General features: G+C 46.1%; 16 protein-coding genes and 1 pseudogene. 9 read left to right on the top strand and 8 right to left on the bottom strand.

Features of this window, described 5'->3' with window-relative positions; all coding sequences use genetic code 11:
• Nucleotides 1-126 precede the first annotated feature (126 nt).
• Entirely contained in the window at nucleotides 127-441 is a 315-nt protein-coding gene (locus AM231_RS07510) for a DUF1904 family protein (protein ID WP_054402062.1), read from the bottom strand.
• A 241-nt stretch (nucleotides 442-682) separates the two neighbouring features.
• Here AM231_RS07510 and AM231_RS07505 point away from each other — a divergent pair, with 241 nt between their 5' ends.
• The gene (locus AM231_RS07505; protein ID WP_054402060.1) at nucleotides 683-1,597 is read left to right on the top strand and encodes an aminoglycoside phosphotransferase family protein; all 915 of its coding nucleotides are present in this window, start codon (nucleotides 683-685) and stop codon (nucleotides 1,595-1,597) included.
• Between the two features lie 92 nt (nucleotides 1,598-1,689).
• On the opposite strand, the gene AM231_RS07500 is transcribed toward AM231_RS07505, so the two are convergent.
• Nucleotides 1,690-2,091: a hypothetical protein gene (locus tag AM231_RS07500; RefSeq protein WP_054402058.1), complete on the bottom strand. Its 402-nt coding sequence runs from the start codon at nucleotides 2,089-2,091 to the stop codon at nucleotides 1,690-1,692.
• 231 nt (nucleotides 2,092-2,322) lie between these two features.
• On the opposite strand from AM231_RS07500, the gene AM231_RS07495 reads away from it, so the two are divergent.
• On the top strand, nucleotides 2,323-3,543 hold the full coding sequence (locus AM231_RS07495) for an RNA polymerase sigma factor (protein WP_054402057.1): 1,221 nt from the start codon (nucleotides 2,323-2,325) through the stop codon (nucleotides 3,541-3,543).
• A gap of 37 nt (nucleotides 3,544-3,580) precedes the next feature.
• Here the strand turns inward: AM231_RS07495 and AM231_RS07490 are convergent, their stop codons facing one another.
• Together AM231_RS07490 and AM231_RS07485 are read right to left on the bottom strand one after the other, a co-directional pair.
• Complete coding sequence (locus AM231_RS07490) at nucleotides 3,581-4,144, bottom strand: VanZ family protein (RefSeq protein ID WP_054402056.1); 564 nt, start codon at nucleotides 4,142-4,144, stop codon at nucleotides 3,581-3,583.
• Complete coding sequence (locus tag AM231_RS07485; RefSeq protein ID WP_054402054.1) at nucleotides 4,141-5,046, bottom strand: M15 family metallopeptidase; 906 nt, start codon at nucleotides 5,044-5,046, stop codon at nucleotides 4,141-4,143. The genes AM231_RS07490 and AM231_RS07485 overlap by 4 nt, the downstream gene beginning before the upstream one ends.
• 181 nt (nucleotides 5,047-5,227) lie before the next feature.
• Between AM231_RS07485 and AM231_RS07480 the strand changes: the two are divergent.
• Nucleotides 5,228-6,966: pseudogene (locus AM231_RS07480) on the top strand (ABC transporter ATP-binding protein).
• Nucleotides 6,959-8,803 (top strand): ABC transporter ATP-binding protein, encoded by a 1,845-nt coding sequence (locus tag AM231_RS07475; protein ID WP_054402050.1) that lies wholly within the window; start codon nucleotides 6,959-6,961, stop codon nucleotides 8,801-8,803. Before AM231_RS07480 ends, AM231_RS07475 begins: the two are co-directional and overlap by 8 nt.
• Before the next feature lie 206 nt (nucleotides 8,804-9,009).
• On the opposite strand, the gene AM231_RS07470 is transcribed toward AM231_RS07475, so the two are convergent.
• The 3 genes from AM231_RS07470 to AM231_RS07460 form a co-directional block, all read right to left on the bottom strand.
• The gene (locus tag AM231_RS07470) at nucleotides 9,010-9,822 is read right to left on the bottom strand and encodes a sugar phosphate isomerase/epimerase family protein (protein ID WP_054402049.1); all 813 of its coding nucleotides are present in this window, start codon (nucleotides 9,820-9,822) and stop codon (nucleotides 9,010-9,012) included.
• Nucleotides 9,823-9,905: 83 nt separating this feature from the next.
• On the bottom strand, nucleotides 9,906-10,754 hold the full coding sequence (locus tag AM231_RS07465; protein ID WP_054402047.1) for a GNAT family N-acetyltransferase: 849 nt from the start codon (nucleotides 10,752-10,754) through the stop codon (nucleotides 9,906-9,908).
• Between the two features lie 113 nt (nucleotides 10,755-10,867).
• Complete coding sequence (locus AM231_RS07460) at nucleotides 10,868-11,485, bottom strand: LysE/ArgO family amino acid transporter (RefSeq protein WP_054402045.1); 618 nt, start codon at nucleotides 11,483-11,485, stop codon at nucleotides 10,868-10,870.
• Between the two features lie 142 nt (nucleotides 11,486-11,627).
• On the opposite strand from AM231_RS07460, the gene pdxR reads away from it, so the two are divergent.
• The 5 genes from pdxR (at nucleotide 11,628) to qoxD (ending at nucleotide 17,852) form a co-directional block, all read left to right on the top strand.
• The gene (gene pdxR / locus AM231_RS07455) at nucleotides 11,628-13,103 is read left to right on the top strand and encodes a MocR-like pyridoxine biosynthesis transcription factor PdxR (protein WP_054402044.1); all 1,476 of its coding nucleotides are present in this window, start codon (nucleotides 11,628-11,630) and stop codon (nucleotides 13,101-13,103) included.
• Between the two features lie 855 nt (nucleotides 13,104-13,958).
• Entirely contained in the window at nucleotides 13,959-14,963 is a 1,005-nt protein-coding gene (qoxA, locus tag AM231_RS07445; protein WP_054403555.1) for a cytochrome aa3 quinol oxidase subunit II, read from the top strand.
• A gap of 63 nt (nucleotides 14,964-15,026) precedes the next feature.
• Complete coding sequence (gene qoxB / locus AM231_RS07440; protein ID WP_053493736.1) at nucleotides 15,027-16,970, top strand: cytochrome aa3 quinol oxidase subunit I; 1,944 nt, start codon at nucleotides 15,027-15,029, stop codon at nucleotides 16,968-16,970.
• Entirely contained in the window at nucleotides 16,967-17,563 is a 597-nt protein-coding gene (qoxC, locus tag AM231_RS07435; RefSeq protein ID WP_054402039.1) for a cytochrome aa3 quinol oxidase subunit III, read from the top strand. Before qoxB ends, qoxC begins: the two co-directional genes overlap by 4 nt.
• A gap of 1 nt (nucleotide 17,564) precedes the next feature.
• A complete protein-coding gene (gene qoxD, locus AM231_RS07430) occupies nucleotides 17,565-17,852 on the top strand; it encodes a cytochrome aa3 quinol oxidase subunit IV (RefSeq protein ID WP_053493738.1) in 288 nt (95 codons plus the stop codon).
• Between the two features lie 131 nt (nucleotides 17,853-17,983).
• On the opposite strand, the gene AM231_RS07425 is transcribed toward qoxD, so the two are convergent.
• Nucleotides 17,984-19,174 (bottom strand): hypothetical protein, encoded by a 1,191-nt coding sequence (locus AM231_RS07425; protein WP_054402037.1) that lies wholly within the window; start codon nucleotides 19,172-19,174, stop codon nucleotides 17,984-17,986.
• Nucleotides 19,175-19,190 lie beyond the last annotated feature (16 nt).

The raw sequence follows: 19,190 nt of genomic DNA, 5'->3' as shown, positions 1-19,190 counted from the left end.
TGGCTAACAGTTCCTACTGCCAAGCCTGTAGCGGACTTTCACCGCCAAGTTATCGCCCATGCCGGGCGCACCTAAAAGAACAAGGATGCCTCTTTATGCACCCTTGTTCTAATTTGTTTCATTTTATTATTCTAAAGGCCTGCCTTCTTTATAATAAAGATTCCGCTGAAGAATCACGAAGAAAATATGTACGTTCCGATACCCGTGTTCCGACAGAATGTCGTGAATGCTGGCTGCGATCGCATCATGAATTTCCTGAGATCTTTGGAACATAAGAATTTCCACAGATAATGGCGTATTTGTAATGATCTGATAAGGAAGCCCTTCGATTTTCACAATTTCCTTCGGGATTTGCACAATCCCCGCGAATTCCTCAACAACCTTTGGCGTTAGTTCTTCAAGAAAGACTTCTGGAAATCCCTTAAAACGTAAATATGGCACTCTAATCCCTTCATTTCGTCGATTTATTGTCTTGTAGCTGTCCAAAGTGACTTTTGTCCTTCCTATCTACTATACAATAATGTTTATGTGAAAGGAATCACTATGATTTAATATTCAAATTCATCAGCAATACACGGTTATACTTATTGTTTCACTTGCTGTGTACGGAGCGAAGCTATAGACTTGATAAGTGTTCCACTTCATCCAACAAATATTTTAGCTTAAGGAGTTGAAACCTGATATGGGCCGTCAACTATGGGATGCGGATTGGGAGATTACTAAGCCATTAGTCCAGCAATTGATTCACCACCAATTTCCGCAATTATCCTCCCTCCCGATCCAAGAAATTGGGAACGGATGGGACAATTCCGTCTTTCGTATCGGCGATGATTACGTGTTTCGTTTTCCCAGAAGACAAATAGCCGTTTCTTTATTAAGAACCGAAGCGAGAATTCTCCCTAAGCTTGAAAACTACATAACGATTCCTTATTCTAAGCCTCTCTTCTTCGGAGAAGGGAGCGAAGAGTATCCATTTCCCTTTCTCGGATATACCTATCTATCAGGAAAGTTTCCGATTGGCATATCGGATAAAGCTCGGAAGCAATCGACAGTAACGCTCGCTCGCTTCCTGAAGAACCTGCACGCATTTCCAGTAACAACGGCGCAGCAGGAGGGGGTACTGTTTGATCAGCGCAATCTGACAGATCTCGCTGAACGCAAAGATAAAATGCTGAGTTTTCTAGATCATCTTACCCTCTTTATTACTCAAGAGGAATTGAATGAAATCGCAGAATATCTGCATGGCATCACCCTGGATCGGGTGAAGCCTCAACATGTCCTTATCCATGGAGATCTCCACTTTAAAAACATGCTGGTCGACGATACCGGCAAGCTCACGGGAATCATTGATTGGGGTGACGTTAACATTGGGCATCCTGCCTGTGACCTGAGTATCGCGTACAGCTTCTTGCCCCCGGCATCAAGGCATGCATTCTATGAGATTTATGGGGAAGTAGACGAAGAGACCCAGATACTGGCGCAGATGATCGCTGTATACATCCCCATGTTAATACTCATGCAGGCCATCAATGACAAAGAAGAAGTCATTGCATTGGAAGCTAAATCGATTATACAGCGTGCCATTGCCAATTCGTGAGAATGGGTATGCCTTGGTCATGTCTCATATAAAAAAAGAAGCTTGAATGAACCGTTCAAGCTTCTTTATCATACAAGCAAGTAATACCGTGATTATATTTTAAACATCGCCATTAGCGGCATAATGGTTTTAATTACGTCCATCCCAAGTTTGATATGAGGTACGATTTGCCCAAAAAAACCAAAGGCGCTTGGACGGCCAGCCGCTCCCCCTTCCGCAGCACCTTCTGCTACTGGTGCACGGGGTGGCCCCCCAAACAAACCGCTTAAAAAGCCGGATATTTGCGCTTTATCTCCGCTGCAAGCAACTGAAGTGGGCATTTTTTTGTTGGCGAGAAGGCCCGATATCATCACCTCACGGTCTTGAATCTGAGTCAGTTCTCCAAAGTAGCAGCTGCCATCCTTGAGAACGACTACGACCGGTTGACCCACCCATTGCTGCGGGGCTCTGGTCTTGGAAGCAGTTCTGGACTTCCTTGCGCGATTTGAAGCCATTATAGGATCACCTCGCTTCCCATGCTCTTGATGATGACATCATATGCAATTACGCCTTTTTATCCTGTGCCTTTACCAGAGATTTCATATAAATTGCTTCGATAACCTAGCTCTGGCAGCACAGTACATTAACACAATAGTTTGCTTTAGAATTTTTTTTACAGTCGAATGTGGCTTTTTACCTTCTTCCGGTGTCTAATGAGTTGTAAGGTCAAGAGGAGGTTCTTATCCATGTCACGAGCTCATGACAATCTCCCTGTTTATCCGGATAATCAGGGAACCAAGCACATATTTGAAGATGTGTATGAAGAATACCGCCTGAGGATTCGCCATTATCTCGCATTGAAAGTAAATCCGATGGCTGCAGATGACTTAACACAACAAGTGTTCATAAAGGTAATGGAGAATCTCGATAAGTTTAATCGAAACTCCAGTCTGTTCACTTGGATCTTCAAAATAGCCCAGAACACTGTAAAAAATGAATATCGAAGCATATCACGAAAACATGAGATGCCTTATGACTTTACAAGCTATGAATCACAGTCGATCTCCCTTGATTTTGCCAGATATGTTGATATTCGAATTGATATTGGCGCGGCACTTAAGCAGCTAAGTGAGCTTGATCAGCAGATTATATCCCTGCGATTTTTCGTGGATTGTACTCTATCCGAAATATCCAAGATCGTGGGCATGCGTGAAAGTGCGGTTAAAAACCGTTTATACCGTGCTTTGGAAAAGTTAAAAAAAGAATTAAAAGAATGGGGGGACATCACCATGATGTCGATTCTCGATTTGATATCCATTGAAAGCAAAAGTGAAGGCAGTCATCGCCAGAGCAAGGTACATGAGGACCTCTTTCAAGAACTTAAGAATAATGTAGAACAGATCACAGCGAAATATAAACATCAGCCTTCAAGCAAGATTGTTATTGAAATATATCCCGATCTGCCAACGTTTCATCAAGCAGTAGGAGAAGTAGATGCACCTGATTGGTTCATGGGCACATTCGATAACAACATCTTAAAAATCGTCTCGCCCTTGAACCCGGGGCCCGAACATACGTATCAATCGATCCTAAGGTCCACGCTGCACTTGTATACGATGTGGTTGATTAGTGACATTAATCCACTCACTCCTAAATGGATCCGCCAGGGGATCGGAGGTTACGAAGCTCAGCAAATGTCCAGAGATTTCATTCGAAGCACCACTTCCGAAGCGATCCGTAATGGGACTATTCCCAGCTTCGAGGAACTTAACGACCATTCCTGGGAATTTGGCAAGACAGGATTTCAATTTTCATATCTGATCATAGAGTATATAACCAAGGAATATGGGCTAGGTCGATTAAATCAATTCATCCGAAATCTGGATGATTATCACGGCATCTTTCACCTGACTAAGGAAGAGCTTCATAGACAATGGGTAGAAGCGTTACAAAACCAACTAATTTAGCTTGATAAAGAAACCCGGCCTGGGGGCCGGGTTTCTTTTATTTTTCATGCCGCATATGCTGCGGTTTAGAGCTGCTCCCCGTCTCATGCTCTCCTGTTCTTACAGGTCCGATAGACGAAACTGCTGTATAGAGTCCTCTAAGTATAAGGAACACCAAATACCCAAGGACGCCGCCCATCGTATTAAGAATGAGATCATCCACGTCGAAAGTTCCCATGGTGAACACGAGCTGTGAGCACTCCAGCCCCAAGCTTAACGCGAAGGATATCACACAAGTGCCAATGAACCCGAGGAGCTTGCTCCTGAACAAAAGACCTACGAATATACCGGTGGGCATGAATATGGCGATATTGCCAAAGAGATTAATCACATCATGCGGACTCGAAAGGTTCTTCAAATTCATACGAATGGATTCAAAGGGCGTCAAATTAGCCAGCTGCAATCGGTTCTGCATACGTTGCGGGTTCTCAATCGCTCGATTCAGCTGCTCCCACAGAAATGATAGATCTACGGAACCGAACTTAAACAAAATCACCTTGAGCAAGATATAAAGATAAACAAGACATGGTATGACAAGGAACCATTTATACGATAATTTCATTTCGTTTCAACCCTGTTTAACTGTACCGTCACAATAATTCCGTCCATATTGTTTCCCGATATCTCATACTCGCTTTCTGCCGGTATCTCAATCTCCATATCTTTGGACGTAACAGGAACATATTTCACCTCATATTCATTCCCCTCAACGGTCGTTCTATAGCTGGATCTATCCTTCAGATAATCAAGATATTCTTCCAATGTAAGATTCAGTTCCTTCATAATCATGCTGTGCGGCTGACCAACATAACGAAAATGCCACGGTTCATACTGAATACCTGTAATCTTTGTCTTGTCTTGAGGATAACGCAGAATGAATCCGTACGCCCATGCATGCTCCTTCAGCCACTTCCCTTCGGGCGATCGATCAATCGACTGCTGCGTCGAACCGATATCCATCGAAAGCCCGAGATTATGTTCGCTGTAGCCTGGAGGTAGGGCGTAATCGGAACCTTTTTCTCGATATAGCTGTTCTTGCTCATCTTCATCGCGATATCCGCTGCTGATCATGAAGTGATTGACTCCGTCTTCTCCTGCGGCTCCAATCATATTACGGAAATGTTCCGCCACACTGTGTGATAACCGGATTGTATTGTCCAGAACGACATAACCATGCATTAAGTCTCGATTCTCAAACAATGTTACGATATCCTCCGGTACCGCTTCCGGATCAAGCGGGTGATTCTTATTAACCAGCACCAAATTTCCACGTGTCACTTGTTCATCTGTTACATGTATCGTAATGGTTCCTGATGGCTGATTCGATTGCGTGTCTGTACCCACTTTTAATTTTTGTCCATCTCTAATGTCCACTCTATCATTCTCGTTAGGCCTGTCCGTCAAAATGGAATCGCATCCGACCAATATAAATATAACGAGTATGATTAAACCCTTTTTCAACATAAACAACTCCCTCTAGCTTGGTCTCTCCAGAATAATGAATAGAGTTTAAGGAAAAGTAGAGAAAAGTTAAATTTTTTCTTAAGAGAGATAAGTGTGCCTGTCCCTTTTCCCTTTGACAAGATTGAAGCGGATGGCTTACCTTGTTATTTAGACAAAAAGAATAAAGAAGGTGCCAGTATCTTTGCTCAAACTATTTCGTTACTTACGTCCACATTGGGCCGCGGCCCTGCTTGCACCCTTGCTTATGCTGCTGGAGGTTGCCATGGACCTGCTGCAGCCCATGCTCATGGCAAGCATTATTGACCAAGGCGTCATGCAAAACGATACTTCACACATTCTAAGGACCGGTCTGTTCATGCTGGGGGCAGCTGCCGTCGGGCTTGTCGGAGGTGTGGGGTGTACAATCTATTCTTCGATTGCTTCGCAGCGTTTTGGCGCCGATATCTGCGCCGGGATTTATTTCGCAAAGTACAAACTCTATCGTTCCGCAATCTCGATGAAATATCTACCGGATCACTCATCACAAGATTAACCAACGATATCGTCCAGCTGCAGACGATGGTGCAGATGCTGCTCCGCATCTTCGTGCGTTCTCCGTTTCTGGCGATTGGCAGCATCATCATGGCGGTCATTATCAGCCCCAAGCTGGCCATCATTCTGGCTGTTGCCGTTCCGCTGTTGTTTATTGTGATGTTTTTCCTGATCCGGGCTACCCTGCCCTTGTTCGCCACCGTTCAGAAGAAGCTTGATAAAGTGAATACGGTGCTGAAGGAGAACTTTGCAGGCATCCGGGTTTCCAAAGCATTCGTGCGGGCCGGTTATGAGAAGGACCGGTTCCATCATGCCAATTCGGACTTTACGCAGGTTTCGGTGAAGACTCAGCGCATCGTCGCCCTCAATATGCCTATCCTGACGATGATCCTGAATATCAGCATCGTAATTGTCCTGTGGCTTGGTGGAAAAAATGCCATCGATGGTTCATTTGAGGTCGGACGACTGGTAGCTTTCATTAACTATGTTACGCAGGTGCTGTTCTCTGTTTCTTCTGTCGCAATGATGCTGGTGCGAATCTCGACAGCCAAGGTGTCTGCTGATCGTATCCAGGAAGTCATGCATATGGAATCCGAAATCGTGAACGAAGCCAATCCGACCATGAATTCGTACAAGCAAGGAGAAATCTTATATGACCACGTGACCTTCTCCTATGATCCCAAGATACAGAAGCCTGTATTGCAAGATGTCAGTTTCAAGGTACGGCCGGGGCAGACTGTTGCGATTATGGGAGCCACCGGTTCTGGAAAAACCTCACTGGTATCCCTGCTCCCCCGTTTATACGATGTAACATCCGGGCGGATATTCATCGATGGAACCGATGTGCGGCATATGGACTTGTCCGCATTACGTGAGCGAATTGGCATCGTCCTGCAGGAGTCCATTCTCTTCTCAGGCTCCATCCGCGATAACATCCGCTACGGAAAGCCGGATGCTGATGATGAAGACGTCATTGCTGCGGCTAAGGCTGCGCAAGCGCATGAGTTTATTTCATCCATGCCGGAAGGTTACGATACCATGCTTGGACAGCGCGGTGTCAATCTCTCCGGCGGACAGAAGCAGAGGATATCCATCGCAAGAGCCTTATTGCTGCGCCCCTCGATTCTTATTCTTGATGACAGCATGAGCGCCATCGATATGGGAACAGAATCGAGGCTGCAGAAAGAGTTGGCCAAGCTGATGATAGGACGCACCTGCCTCATGATTGCCCAGCGCATTTCGTCCGTGATGGATGCCGATCTCATATTAGTTCTGGATGATGGGAAACTAGTTGCTCAAGGAACGCACAACGAACTGCTTGCTTCATGTGATTTGTATCAGGATATTTATCAATCGCAATTCGGCAAGGAGGTAGCTTCCCATGGCTAAATCGGATCAACAATCTCAACATGGCAATACAGCAGCTCCGGATCTTAGCTTGCGAGGCGGCAGTCCCGTACGCGGAATGACCATGGCGAAAGCCAAGCCGAAGAATACGATGGGTACGATACGCCGGATCTGGAGTTATATTCGTCCGTTTAAGGGCGGAATGATTGCTGTTTTCATTTTCACGCTTATGACAACCATACTATCCCTGATCGCTCCCTATTTGCTGGGGACAGCTGTGGACCGTTACATCATACCGGGTGATTTCAAAGGACTCATTGGACTATGTGCCGTTCTTCTTGCCGTTTATGCCGGTACGGCTCTCTCTGCATGGCTGCAGCAGCATGTGATGGTTAACGTGTCTCAGCAGTCCATTCGGGCGATGCGGAGAGATATTTTCGGAAGACTTCAGGTCCTGCCTCTTCGTTTCTTTGATAGCAGGACGCATGGAGAATTAATGAGCCGGACAACCAATGACATCGAGAACATCTCCGGGACGCTGAATCAAAGTGTGACTCAGTTAATCTCAAGCGTACTGGCTCTGGTTGGATCGCTTGCCATCATGCTGTATCTGAATATATGGCTCACACTCTTGAGCATGGTCACCATTCCGCTCGTTATGCTGTTCACGAAGACGGTTGCCAGCCGGACAAGAAAGCACTTTGCGAAGCAGCAGAGCACGCTGGGTGAACTTAATGGTTTCATTGAGGAAACCGTTTCGGGTCAGAAGGTTGTTCAGGTATATCGTCGAGAGCGGCACGCCGCTGCGGAGTTCGACCAGATGAATAAGAAGCTGACAGATGCCAGCATTCAAGCCCAGATCTATTCAGGAACCGTCGGTCCAGTTATGAACGTCCTGAATAACGTAAGCTTCGCCTTGATTGCAGCAGTTGGCGGTTACATGGCCTTCTCAGGCCACACCACCGTGGGCATCGTCGTGGCCTTTCTGAATTATTCGAAGCAGTTCCAACGGCCACTGAACGATTTGGCGAATCAGTTTAACCTTGTGCAATCCGCCGTAGCCGGAGCTGAACGGGTCTTTGAAGTCATCGATACCGAATCCGAATATCAAGACAAGCCTGAAGAACAGCATGCTGATGATATGTTTGGCGAAGTTCGATTTGACCATGTCAGCTTCAGTTATAAAGAAGGTATGCCTATTCTTGAGGATGTCTCACTCACTGCCAGGCCGGGTGAAACCATTGCGCTTGTAGGCCCGACAGGTGCAGGCAAAACTACAATCATCAATCTCCTCACCCGTTTCTATGAAATCGATGCTGGCAAAATCACGATAGACGGTAACGATATCCGTCTGCTGGACAAAGACTACCTGCGAAGTAAGCTCGGTATTGTCCTTCAGGATGCCTACGTATTCTCCGCATCGATTCGGGAGAACATTCGCTACGGCCGGCTTGATGCCTCGGACGAGGAGATTGAAGCTGCTGCCAAACTAGCCAATGCACATGACTTCATCATGAAGCTGCCTGAAGGCTATAATACGGAGCTACTATCAGGTGGAGGCAATCTTAGCCAGGGGCAGCGGCAGCTTTTGACGATAGCCCGGGCGGTGCTGGCCGATCCGGTTATCCTCATCCTGGACGAAGCGACAAGCAGCATCGATACGCGGACAGAAATGCATATTCAGACCGCGATGCGGACCTTGATGCAAGGCCGTACCAGCTTCGTCATCGCTCATCGTCTGAGTACCATTCGCGAAGCTGATCAGATCCTGGTCATGAACCAAGGCAGAATTGCCGAACGTGGTACACATGAGGAACTGCTGGCTAAACGCGGCTTCTATTATGAGCTGTATAACAGCCAGTTCAAGATGACCAGTTAAAGCTAAGTAGTTAAAGGGAACGTTCTTATTCCGCAGGATAGATAAGTTGCTGACTGTAATCATAGATAAGAGAGCCGATTCTGCTAGAATCGGCTCTCTTTTCTAAAAACTATGAACTATATAACTGCCAAGCGGGCGAAATGCAGCTTTCCCTTTTTCTGGTCTAGCAAACTTACGAAGGTGGAAAGGGAGAGCCTGCTGACCAATCATTTCTTTCGGGCTTGGCTTGCACTGCTTACAATCCTTTTTACCGCTCCGATGATCCACTCCATCTCGATATATTGGTTGCCTGGTGCATTGTATTCGACGCCCCAATACCCTTTATATCCGCCCGCAAGGAGGCTGCGCACCTTCTCCTCCGCTTCGGGAAGAACCGCGGTTTTTGCATCAAAATGCGTATGAACCGTCCAAGGGGCAACCATTTCATCCCCTTCGGACTCATCGGCTTTCCACCTGCCAAGATGAAGCAGGAAACCAAACGCTGGGTGATGAACTTCCTCCGCAATTCGCTTCATTTCCCGTGGCAGCAAGGAAGCGCCCATATGATTTTCTGGACCTACAGTATAGCCCCGATCCGCTGCACGTTCAGCATATTCACGATAACGTTTGACCGTATACTCGTATTGTTCATCCGACATCGATTCCGATTCCTGGTAGCTGCCCCCAGTATCAATCCGCACGGTTTCCGCCCCCAATATTTCAGCAGCATCAAGATGAACCAGCGCATTCTCATACAGTCTCTGCCTAACATCCGGGTCAGGATCCCATAAATGCGCCCCGTCGACGGCGAAGTTGACTACCCTCATCTCCTTCTCATCCAGAGCCTCTCTGATTTTCCGAATGTAGCTTTTATCCGCGAGCTTATAGACGATATCGCTCCGATCAATGAAAAAGCCGTTCCACAAATCAACCGCGTCCATCCGATATCGGTACTTAACTGTCTCCAAATAACCGAATACATCCATTTTCCCTTCAAGAAACGTATTATAAAAAGAATAGCCGCCGATCGATATGTTCACTGGCTTGACCTCCTACTAAAAATGGTTGAATAAGGGTACCATCTCCAGTTTATCTTGCTCCCATGACCATTACCCTACATTTCTTACTCGATGGTATATTTATAATGATGATATTCCCCACCTGAGAGAAAACCTTTCTTCCTATAGAGCAGCTCCGCTTGATTCCCCCTTGTAACAAAGAGACGGAGCACAGGGTATTCAAGTTCCAAGACCGTTAAGGCTTTCTCCAGCATTGCGATTGCCAGCCCTTTTCCTCTATGTTGCTGTAGCACGGCTATACTGTAAACGAGCGGTAAGCCCTCCCAAATAGAAATCAAACACACACCCGCGACTTCTTCCGTCGTTCGATCGCATATTACACTAGATGCTTTCAGCAGCTTCTCGGGCACATGGTCAAAATATCGGACCAAATCGTCTGCATAAACCCCTTCTTCTCTCTCATCCGGACCATTGGCATATGCTTTGCTAAACACCTCTGCAATTCTAGACATATCTTCTATGGCAGGTCTTCTGTCTACATAATTGATATTTATCGATGTTTCCAGCTGCTCGGTAGGCCGAAGCATGCATTGTCTTGATCCAACCCATACAAAACCAGCATCGCGATAAGCGCTCTCTTGCTCATCCAGAACATTATATGCATGCAGTTCCTTCGTCAAATTCCAAGTTGTAAAGGCATGTCTCTTCAAGAAATGGATCAGCTCTGTCGTAATCGAATAAGGGGATATGCCAAATACAAGTCCGATGGAAAGGTCAGGCAAATAAACTCCAGCTGCTTTATCGTCACCCGCAAAAACCCAATAACCATCATCCGAATTTGAAAGAACCTTGGTTAAATCATCCCAGCTTGGTCTAAACCAATTGTTCTTATAATAGGTAGCAAAATATTTTGAGAACATAGTGCGATCAGACTTTACCAATCTATATTCCATGTCTCCCCCTCCTCATACCCTCTTTTGAATTAGGTTCATTATATAGGTTGGAAAAAGTGCTGACAAAGAGATTAATCATCTATAATTAAAAATTCACAACTAAATCGTTTTAACTATGATAGCGTCAAGCTCCACCCCAGGTATCCGGCTGTTCCCCACATAATCAGCGCCGATATACGGTTCAACACGGATAACAATCTCCCTGATGGATCCATCCTTCCGGCAGCCCGTCCGGCGATGCCCAGGCCCAAGAACCACAACCACGAGACAGCGATGCAAACAGCTGCAAATACGGCTTTCTCTGAGCCTGAATAATGCAGTGAGCTTGTACCAATGACACCTATCGTATCCAGGACAGCATGAGGGTTTAACAAGGATACAGACATGGCAAATACGATTTGCTTCTTTTGGGTAAATAAGCGAGCTTTTTCTTGTGCTTGACCTGAAGGTATACTCTTCCAGGTCACCAACCCCATATAGACCAGGAAACAAATTCCCAATACAAACAGCACGGACCGAAACCATTCGTATTCAAGTACGACAACGGATACCCCCATAACTGCTAAGGAAATCAGCAGCGTATCACATAACGATGCGGTAATGATGACAGGCAGCGCCTTGATAAAGCGGGTTTGTATCGCTCCCTGATTAAATACAAATATGTTCTGCACACCTAAAGGAAGAATAAGACCTAAAGCTAGAATGAAACCATGAACGATGACGCCTAACATATGTAACCATACCTCCAGTGAATTTTTTCATCATTGTACAGGAGGAAATCAGCTGCGTCTCCAACCAATTGGTTGGCACGGAACCCAACCAATACGTTATACTGAGGCATAACACTACATGAAAGCAGGATAATTGATACCTATGACTGAAGATTGGAAGTTAAATAAATCCTCCTCCGATATACCGCTGCATCGACAAATTTATGAATATATCAAACGCAAAATCATGAATGGTGAATGGCCTGTCGGCATCCGGATTCCTACGCAGCGAGATCTAGCTGCCAAGTTTCAAGTTAACCGCAGTACCATTGTATATGCGCTCGGGGAGCTCGTCGCAGATGGATTAATTGAATCCCGCGTGGGACAAGGGACTCTTGTCATTAATAACACCTGGAGTTTGCTCGCTGCCACGCCCCCGCCTGATTGGAATCACTATGTGAATTCAGGCTCATATCAACCTAATATCCATATGATCCAGCTAATCAATCGTGCAGAAACCGATTCGAACATGATCCGTCTCGGAACAGGCGAGCTTTCGCCAGATCTTCTGCCGACCGACCAAATGCGGAAGGCGTTTAGCGGCAATATGGCCAGCCATTTCACTTTGGGCTACTCGGAACCGAAAGGCAGCCTATATTTAAGGGAAATCATCAGTGAGCATCTGAACAAGAAGGGGATTATAGCCTCCCCCTCCTCCATTCTGATCGTCTCTGGCGGGCTGCAAGGCTTACAATTGATCTCGCTGGGACTTCTGGAGCAAGGCTCTTCCATTTTGGTAGAGAATCCCTCTTATCTAAACTCCATCCATGTGTTTCAATCTGCCGGTATGTATTTGCACGGCATTCCGATGGATGATCAAGGAATTAAATTGGATGATATTGACAGACTTAAGCGTCAGCACAGTGCTGCCTTGCTTTACACGATTCCTTCCTTCCATAACCCTACCGGCACGCTCATGTCTTCAGATAGACGAGCAGAGTTACTTCGGGTTTGTGCACAGGAAAGGCTCCCTGTTATCGAGGATGATGTGTACGGGGATATATGGTTTGATACGCCCGCTCCTCCCCCTCTGAAAGCACTGGATAAACAAGGACTTGTGCTCTATATGGGAAGCATGTCCAAGACACTTGGACCCGGGCTCCGCCTCGGATGGATCGTTGGCCCTGAGCCGGTCATTGATCGATTGTCCGATATCAAAATGCAAACCGATTACGGCTCCAGCTCCCTCTCCCAACATGCTGTCGCCGAATGGCTCTCAAGCGGATTATATGAGAATCATCTCAATCATATCCGGGCAGAGTTGTTGAAACGCCGAGATTTCACTCTCTCTATACTGGACCAATACTTCAGTGACATCGCATGTTGGAATATCCCGCAAGGTGGATTTTATATTTGGCTTTGCATCAATAACCCCCTCTCCATTCGTCCTTTATTTGAACAGGCGCTCAAGGAAAATATTTTGCTTAATCCCGGAAATATATATGACCGCAACGACCAGCAGCACCTGCGCTTATCCTATGCTTATGCCTCATACGATCAGCTGAAGAGCGGGCTTATCCGGCTTGCGGAGCTTATCCGTCTCCAACTTGGTAAAGAAAGGCTTTCCCTAGATCATTGATCCCTGGGAGAGTCCCTACCGAAGGTATTTCATATATTATTGAACAGGGGGTGAAAGAGTCATATGATTCCAAACCCCAATATCACAGCAAAATTCTGGATGCCGATATGGGCTTTTTTCTGACAGATTCACGAGTAACTTTATACCGGATGTCTAATATATTCGCCATTGTTGATCTACACGAGATCACGGAACCTACCTATGGGCCAAGCAGTGTGATAAATGGCATAGCGGGAAAAATTCAGTACAATAACCTGTATGAACCTCCCTAAAATGCATGCAATGCTCCTCACTCTTAGCAACCTGCTTACCCACCAGAATACAGGAATTGATAACCATTCACCTATCGAATGCCAAGTCGTCTTTTTCCTTTTATACCGCGTCTTATAGTTTTTCCTATGCATTTTAAAATACCTTTTTTTGATAATCTCAATTTCAGAAACAAATTCAACCGAATGTGATTTTGGTGGAGCACATCATTTATCAACTCCTTTTATTCTTGTGAAAAAATTTACATATTCGTCTAAGTCCTTATAAATAAAGGAATTTGTCTGGAAAATGGAGGGTGATGCCCCGTCAAAAACAGCCCAAATTTGTGACGAAACCAGTAACTCTCGTGAAAGTTTGAACAAAGTATGAACTGCCCGAAAATCGCGCCACTACAATGATTTCGCTCACACGCCGTCCCTTCTGTAACAAATTGAACACACAATAGTACATGTTTTGACACGAATATGGATTTATATGTAATTGATTCTAATTTATGTGTTTTGCAAAGGGGATCGGAAATTCCTACTATATATATGTCAGTAAAACATGATTCGAATGAAGCCGTTTCAAGGAAAGGGGTACATCATGAACAAAAGAGGGCCGTTATTTGCAATGTTATTAAGCTTCACCTTGCTCTTATCGGGATGCAGCTCGCTCACTGTGTTAAATCCGAAAGGACCTGCTGCTAGAACCCTATCCGATACAATCATTTTTTCCATATTAGTGATGGTCGGAATTTTAGCCGTGGTTTACACGCTCTATATTGTGATACTCACCAAATATCGAGCCAAAAAATCGAACGAAGGCTATGAGCCACCGCATGAAGAGGGCAATAAATGGCTGGAAATCCTATGGACTGCCATCCCGATTCTGATCGTTGTCGTCCTCTCGGTTGTTACCGTGAAAACGACGGTGGCTGTTGAGAAGGTGCCTGCAGGCTATGAGGACCAGAAGCCTTTGGTTATTTACGCTTCTTCTTCCAACTGGAAGTGGCACTTCAGCTATCCTGAAGAAGGCATCGAAACGGTAAACTACGTCAACATTCCAACCAATCGTCCGATTGAATTTAGACTCTACTCTTTCGGTCCGATCACAAGCTTCTGGATTCCGCAGCTTCATGGTCAGAAATACGCGATGAGCGACATGCTCACGAAGCTCAACATGGTTGCCGAGGAACCAGGCTCTATGCTGGGCCGCAATGCGAACTTCAGTGGTGAAGGATTCGCGCATATGGAGTTTGAAACACTTGCCATGACTCCAACGGAGTATGATAAGTGGGTTAAGGATGTAAAAGAAACTGCGCCTGAACTGAAGGAAGATGAGTTCAATAAGCTGCTCAAAACAGAGCATGTTGGACGAATGACCTTCTCGAGCAATCACTTGGAGTTCAGTCCTCCACCAGCCGAAGGCCACCATCATGGTGGAGATGCCAATGGCAATATGGAGGGTATGGACCATAATGAACTACATCCGGATCCTGCTACTACAGAAGAATCCGAGTTTGACAACGTACCGAACGTTGATCCTAACAAACCAGATCCAGATTCGTCTTTAGATGAAAGTTCAAATCATCAACATGAAGGACATTAAATCGGCGAGTCAAGCGTGCTTAATCCGATATCCTTCACACATCCAGAAAGGAGCTAGGCCTTTATGAAATGGGACGAATTTTTCGTTACCGGTGAGCCGTTAATTTATGGTGCCATGGTGAGCATCGTACTCGCCTCTCTCGCAATCCTCTTCGGTTTGACCTATTACAAGAAGTGGGGATATCTGTGGCGGGAATGGCTCACAACCGTGGATCACAAAAGAATTGGTGTCATGTACATCCTCTGTGCATTGATCATGCTCTTCCGCGGTGGCGTTGACGCCATCATGATGCGTGCGCAAACCGCCGCTCCAGATATGAAGTTTCTGGACGGTCAGCATTACAACGAAGTATTTACAACGCATGGCGTTATTATGATACTATTTATGGCTATGCCGTTCATCTTTGGACTTATGAACGTCGTTATTCCGCTCCAGATCGGTGCACGGGATGTTGCTTTCCCTAAACTGAATGCGATCAGCTTTTGGCTGTTCTTTGCTGGCGCGATGCTGTTTAACATTTCCTTCGTTATCGGAGGATCGCCGGATGCTGGTTGGACCGCATATTTCCCGCTCGCAAGTATTGAGTTCAGTCCAACCGTTGGTAACAACTATTATTCACTGGCACTTCAGATTTCAGGGATTGGTACACTGTTGACGGGCCTTAACTTTATCGTCACCATTATGAAAATGCGTGCTCCTGGCATGACCCTGATGCGTATGCCAATGTTTACATGGGCTGTATTGATTACATGTGTCATCATTATCTTTGCTTTCCCTGTACTTACAATTGCACTCCTGCTTATGCTGTTCGACCGCGTTTTTGGCTCCCAATTCTTCACGATGGCCAATGGCGGTATGGATATGCTCTGGGCCAACTTGTTCTGGGTATGGGGTCACCCTGAGGTATATATCGTTATCTTGCCTGCGTTTGGTATCTTTAGTGAGATTATTTCGACCTTCTCCAGAAAGAACCTGTACGGATATTCCTCCATGGTACTTAGTATGGTGATTATCTCGGGACTTTCCTTCCTGGTTTGGGCCCACCACTTCTATACGATGGGTCAAGGCGCTATGGTTAACGGCTTCTTCTCGATTACGACGATGGCCATCGCTGTTCCGACCGGGATCAAAATATTTAACTGGCTCTTTACGCTGCGTAAAGGCCGAATAAGCTTCACAACACCAATGCTCTACTCGCTCGCATTTATTCCGATCTTTACGATCGGTGGCGTAACAGGCGTTATGCTGGCGATGGCAAGTGCGGACTATCAGTATCATAACACCATGTTCCTGGTTGCCCACTTCCACTATGTGCTCATTCCAGGCGCCGTATTCGCCGTTATTGCAGGTTTCCATTACTGGTTCCCTAAAGTATTCGGCTTCCGTCTGAATGAGAAGCTCGGTAAACTTGCTTTCTGGTTCATTGCCATATCGTTCAACGTGACTTTCTTCCCGCTGTTCTTCCTGGGATTGAAAGGGATGACCCGCCGTACTTACACCTACTCGGCTGAGACCGGCTTTGGTCCGCTGAATATGCTGTCGATGGTCGGCGCGATTGGACTCGCAATCGGATTTATTATCTTGGTATACAACATCTACTGGAGTACACGTTACGAGCCGCGCGACAAAACAGGTGATCCATGGGATGCACGCGCACTCGAATGGTCTACACCAAGCCCGGTCCCTGTTTACAACTTTGCCGTTACACCAAAAGTTAAGGGACGCGATGCATACTGGTTCTCCAAGAAGAACAACGAACCGTTGTCGGATGAGAAAATCACCAAGATTCATATGCCTAGCAACACTGGAAAACCGTTTATTTTGGGTATCGCCTTCTTCTTCCTTGGCTTCTTCCTGGTATTCAGCTGGTGGATTCCATCCATCATTGCCGGTATTGCGGTCCTGATTATCATGGCAACCATGTCCTTTGACCGTAATAATGGCTATTACATTCCGGTTGAAGAGATTGTGCAAACTGAACAGAAACTGCGGGGTGATACGGTATGAAAATAGATGCCACTCAGCCGCTGGAATATGGTACAGAAGAAAACCGTAATCGAATTTTCGGATTCTGGCTGTTCCTTGGAGCTGAAATTGCGCTCTTTGCCACCTTGTTTACAGTCTATATCGTTCTCGCTAACCGCTTTGCCAGCGGACCGAGCGGAGCAGAAATTTTTGAAATAACACCTGTTCTGCTAGAAACATTCTTGCTCTTAACAAGTAGCTTCACGATCGGTTTGGCTGTTCATGCGATGCGGCTGGGCTTGAAAAAGCAAATGATGATGTTTATGATCATCACCTTGCTGCTGGGTGCAGGATTCCTTGGGATCGAAATCTTCGAATTCTTCACCTATGTGCATGAAGGAGTAACGCTCTCAACCAGCGCCTTCTCATCCAGCTTGTTTACATTGCTCGGCACTCACGGGGCTCACGTTACCTTTGGTCTTCTGTGGGGAACTGCTATTCTGATTCAAATTAAAAAGCATGGACTCGATCATTCCACAGCTAACAAGTCCTTCATCTTCTCGCTTTACTGGCACTTCCTGGACGTTGTGTGGATCTTCATTTTCAGCTTTGTATATCTGAAAGGACTGATGTGACATGATAAAACAGCTGTTTCCAATTAAGCATGTAGCGGGTTATATCTCCTCTCTCGTCCTTTCAGCTGTAGCACTCGTCGTTCTGCTGGATATGCCGGCAGCTTCGAAAATGGCTATCCTGTTTGTTACCGCGATCCTGCAGGCATCTGTTCAGCTTATGCTGTTCATGCACGTCGGAGAAAGTGATAACAAGAAGTCCATTTACATCAACATCGCCTACGCGCTGTTCGTAGGACTGGTGACCATCTTCGGTACGCTGTTCATCTTCGTATGGGGCTGGTACTCGTAATTAAGTAACATTCCATGCATATAGCATCACTGGATGAAGAACTTTAAGTAGAATTCTTCATCCAGATGCAGAAGCCTCCTTCATGAGAAGGAGGCTTTTTTTTTTGGCATTTGGCATCACATGATGGATAGCTATCGTTCATACTGCCCATGCCCAGCCTTTGTATCCAGGATCTCATCGAGTTCACTTTGAAGCTTGGTCGTCAGGTTATGTTCATCGCCGATAATCCAGGCATGATTATTTAAGGTCTCCATCGTCGGCTCCGTGGAAGGTTGTTGAATCGATTCAATATACTTCACGACCGGATGTGACACCCCGTTTCGTTCGGTATACAGAAGAGGTGCATGTCTTCCCATATGGGATAGGGAAGCAGCTGCGATCGACAATACAGGTGACTCTGAGGTTGTGATAGAGAAACTGTAACCGGCCCTCTGTATCCCCCAGCCAAAGCCTGTCCCGGCGTCCTTGAACTTAGCAAAATGAATGGCATTCTCAACGGGATTGCTACCGGATATTCTTGTCACTTTTCCGTACTTTTGCAGTTTCTGTTCCACTGACCGAGACACTGCCTTGTAGGGACCTATGACATAGATGTGAGCGTCTCCTTGACGCTTCTCAAGCGCTTGGATTGTCTCTTCGGGCACATCCTTCTCGCTGACATACAGCAGCGTTTCCGGTTGATGGACAATCCAGCTCACCGCTGGCAGTGTGTAATCGGGATGCTCCATCGTGCCGACTATGACCGCCTCCGATAACTTCCCGGTTACTTTGGCTGCATATTGATCAATTACGGCCGCGGCTTTCGCAGCTTCCTTAACAGCTATATGTTCCACCTTGTAGTTGAGTTCATCCAACTCCTGTAGTACCTTCTCCGAGATCGGCCCAACCGTAATGATCTCAATCCCCTTGTTATTTTCGACTCCTCTGGGCTTTAACCGCCGCAGTTCTTCCAAAGTCTCCTTCGGAATCCGGTCATGATTCACAAACAGTAAAGGTCCCTCGCTAAGCTGTGTAAGTTTGGTACTAACGGCGGCTATGGACCAATCTGCTGGATCCACAAGAATCACCGATTGCGGGCGGCTATGGTCACTTGTAGACTGCCATAATGTCTTAGATGTCAGCACGGCTGCATCTACAGGGTCAGACGTATTGAGCCGAATGGTATTTTTGGTAGCAGACCAAGGCACAGGAACATTCTTAATCAGCCCTTGACTGTGAGCCGCCTTAGCAATGGAAGGTTCCGAATGATTCTGAGCATGAGTCCATGCCAGAATACCTGCAGTTAGAAGGGCTAAAGCCCAACCGGCCAACGTTTTCTTCACGGTTTATTCCTCAATT

The organism is Paenibacillus solani (assembly GCF_001277345.1).
Taxonomy (GTDB): Bacteria; Bacillota; Bacilli; order Paenibacillales; family Paenibacillaceae; genus Paenibacillus_AQ; species Paenibacillus_AQ solani.
The sequence above is the reverse complement of the archived record's forward strand: the minus strand, read 5'-3'. Positions and strand labels throughout refer to the sequence as shown.

Excerpts from the sequence above, each read along its gene's own strand:
- AM231_RS07505 (WP_054402060.1), top strand. The coding sequence starts at position 683 with ATGGGCCGTCAACTATGGGATGCGGATTGGGAGATTACTAAGCCATTA.
- AM231_RS07500 (WP_054402058.1), bottom strand. The coding sequence starts at position 2,091 with ATGGCTTCAAATCGCGCAAGGAAGTCCAGAACTGCTTCCAAGACCAGA.
- AM231_RS07495 (WP_054402057.1), top strand. The coding sequence starts at position 2,323 with ATGTCACGAGCTCATGACAATCTCCCTGTTTATCCGGATAATCAGGGA.
- AM231_RS07490 (WP_054402056.1), bottom strand. The coding sequence starts at position 4,144 with ATGAAATTATCGTATAAATGGTTCCTTGTCATACCATGTCTTGTTTAT.
- AM231_RS07485 (WP_054402054.1), bottom strand. The coding sequence starts at position 5,046 with ATGTTGAAAAAGGGTTTAATCATACTCGTTATATTTATATTGGTCGGA.
- AM231_RS07475 (WP_054402050.1), top strand. The coding sequence starts at position 6,959 with ATGGCTAAATCGGATCAACAATCTCAACATGGCAATACAGCAGCTCCG.
- AM231_RS07465 (WP_054402047.1), bottom strand. The coding sequence starts at position 10,754 with ATGGAATATAGATTGGTAAAGTCTGATCGCACTATGTTCTCAAAATAT.
- AM231_RS07460 (WP_054402045.1), bottom strand. The coding sequence starts at position 11,485 with ATGTTAGGCGTCATCGTTCATGGTTTCATTCTAGCTTTAGGTCTTATT.
- pdxR (WP_054402044.1), top strand. The coding sequence starts at position 11,628 with ATGACTGAAGATTGGAAGTTAAATAAATCCTCCTCCGATATACCGCTG.
- qoxA (WP_054403555.1), top strand. The coding sequence starts at position 13,959 with ATGAACAAAAGAGGGCCGTTATTTGCAATGTTATTAAGCTTCACCTTG.
- qoxB (WP_053493736.1), top strand. The coding sequence starts at position 15,027 with ATGAAATGGGACGAATTTTTCGTTACCGGTGAGCCGTTAATTTATGGT.
- qoxC (WP_054402039.1), top strand. The coding sequence starts at position 16,967 with ATGAAAATAGATGCCACTCAGCCGCTGGAATATGGTACAGAAGAAAAC.
- qoxD (WP_053493738.1), top strand. The coding sequence starts at position 17,565 with ATGATAAAACAGCTGTTTCCAATTAAGCATGTAGCGGGTTATATCTCC.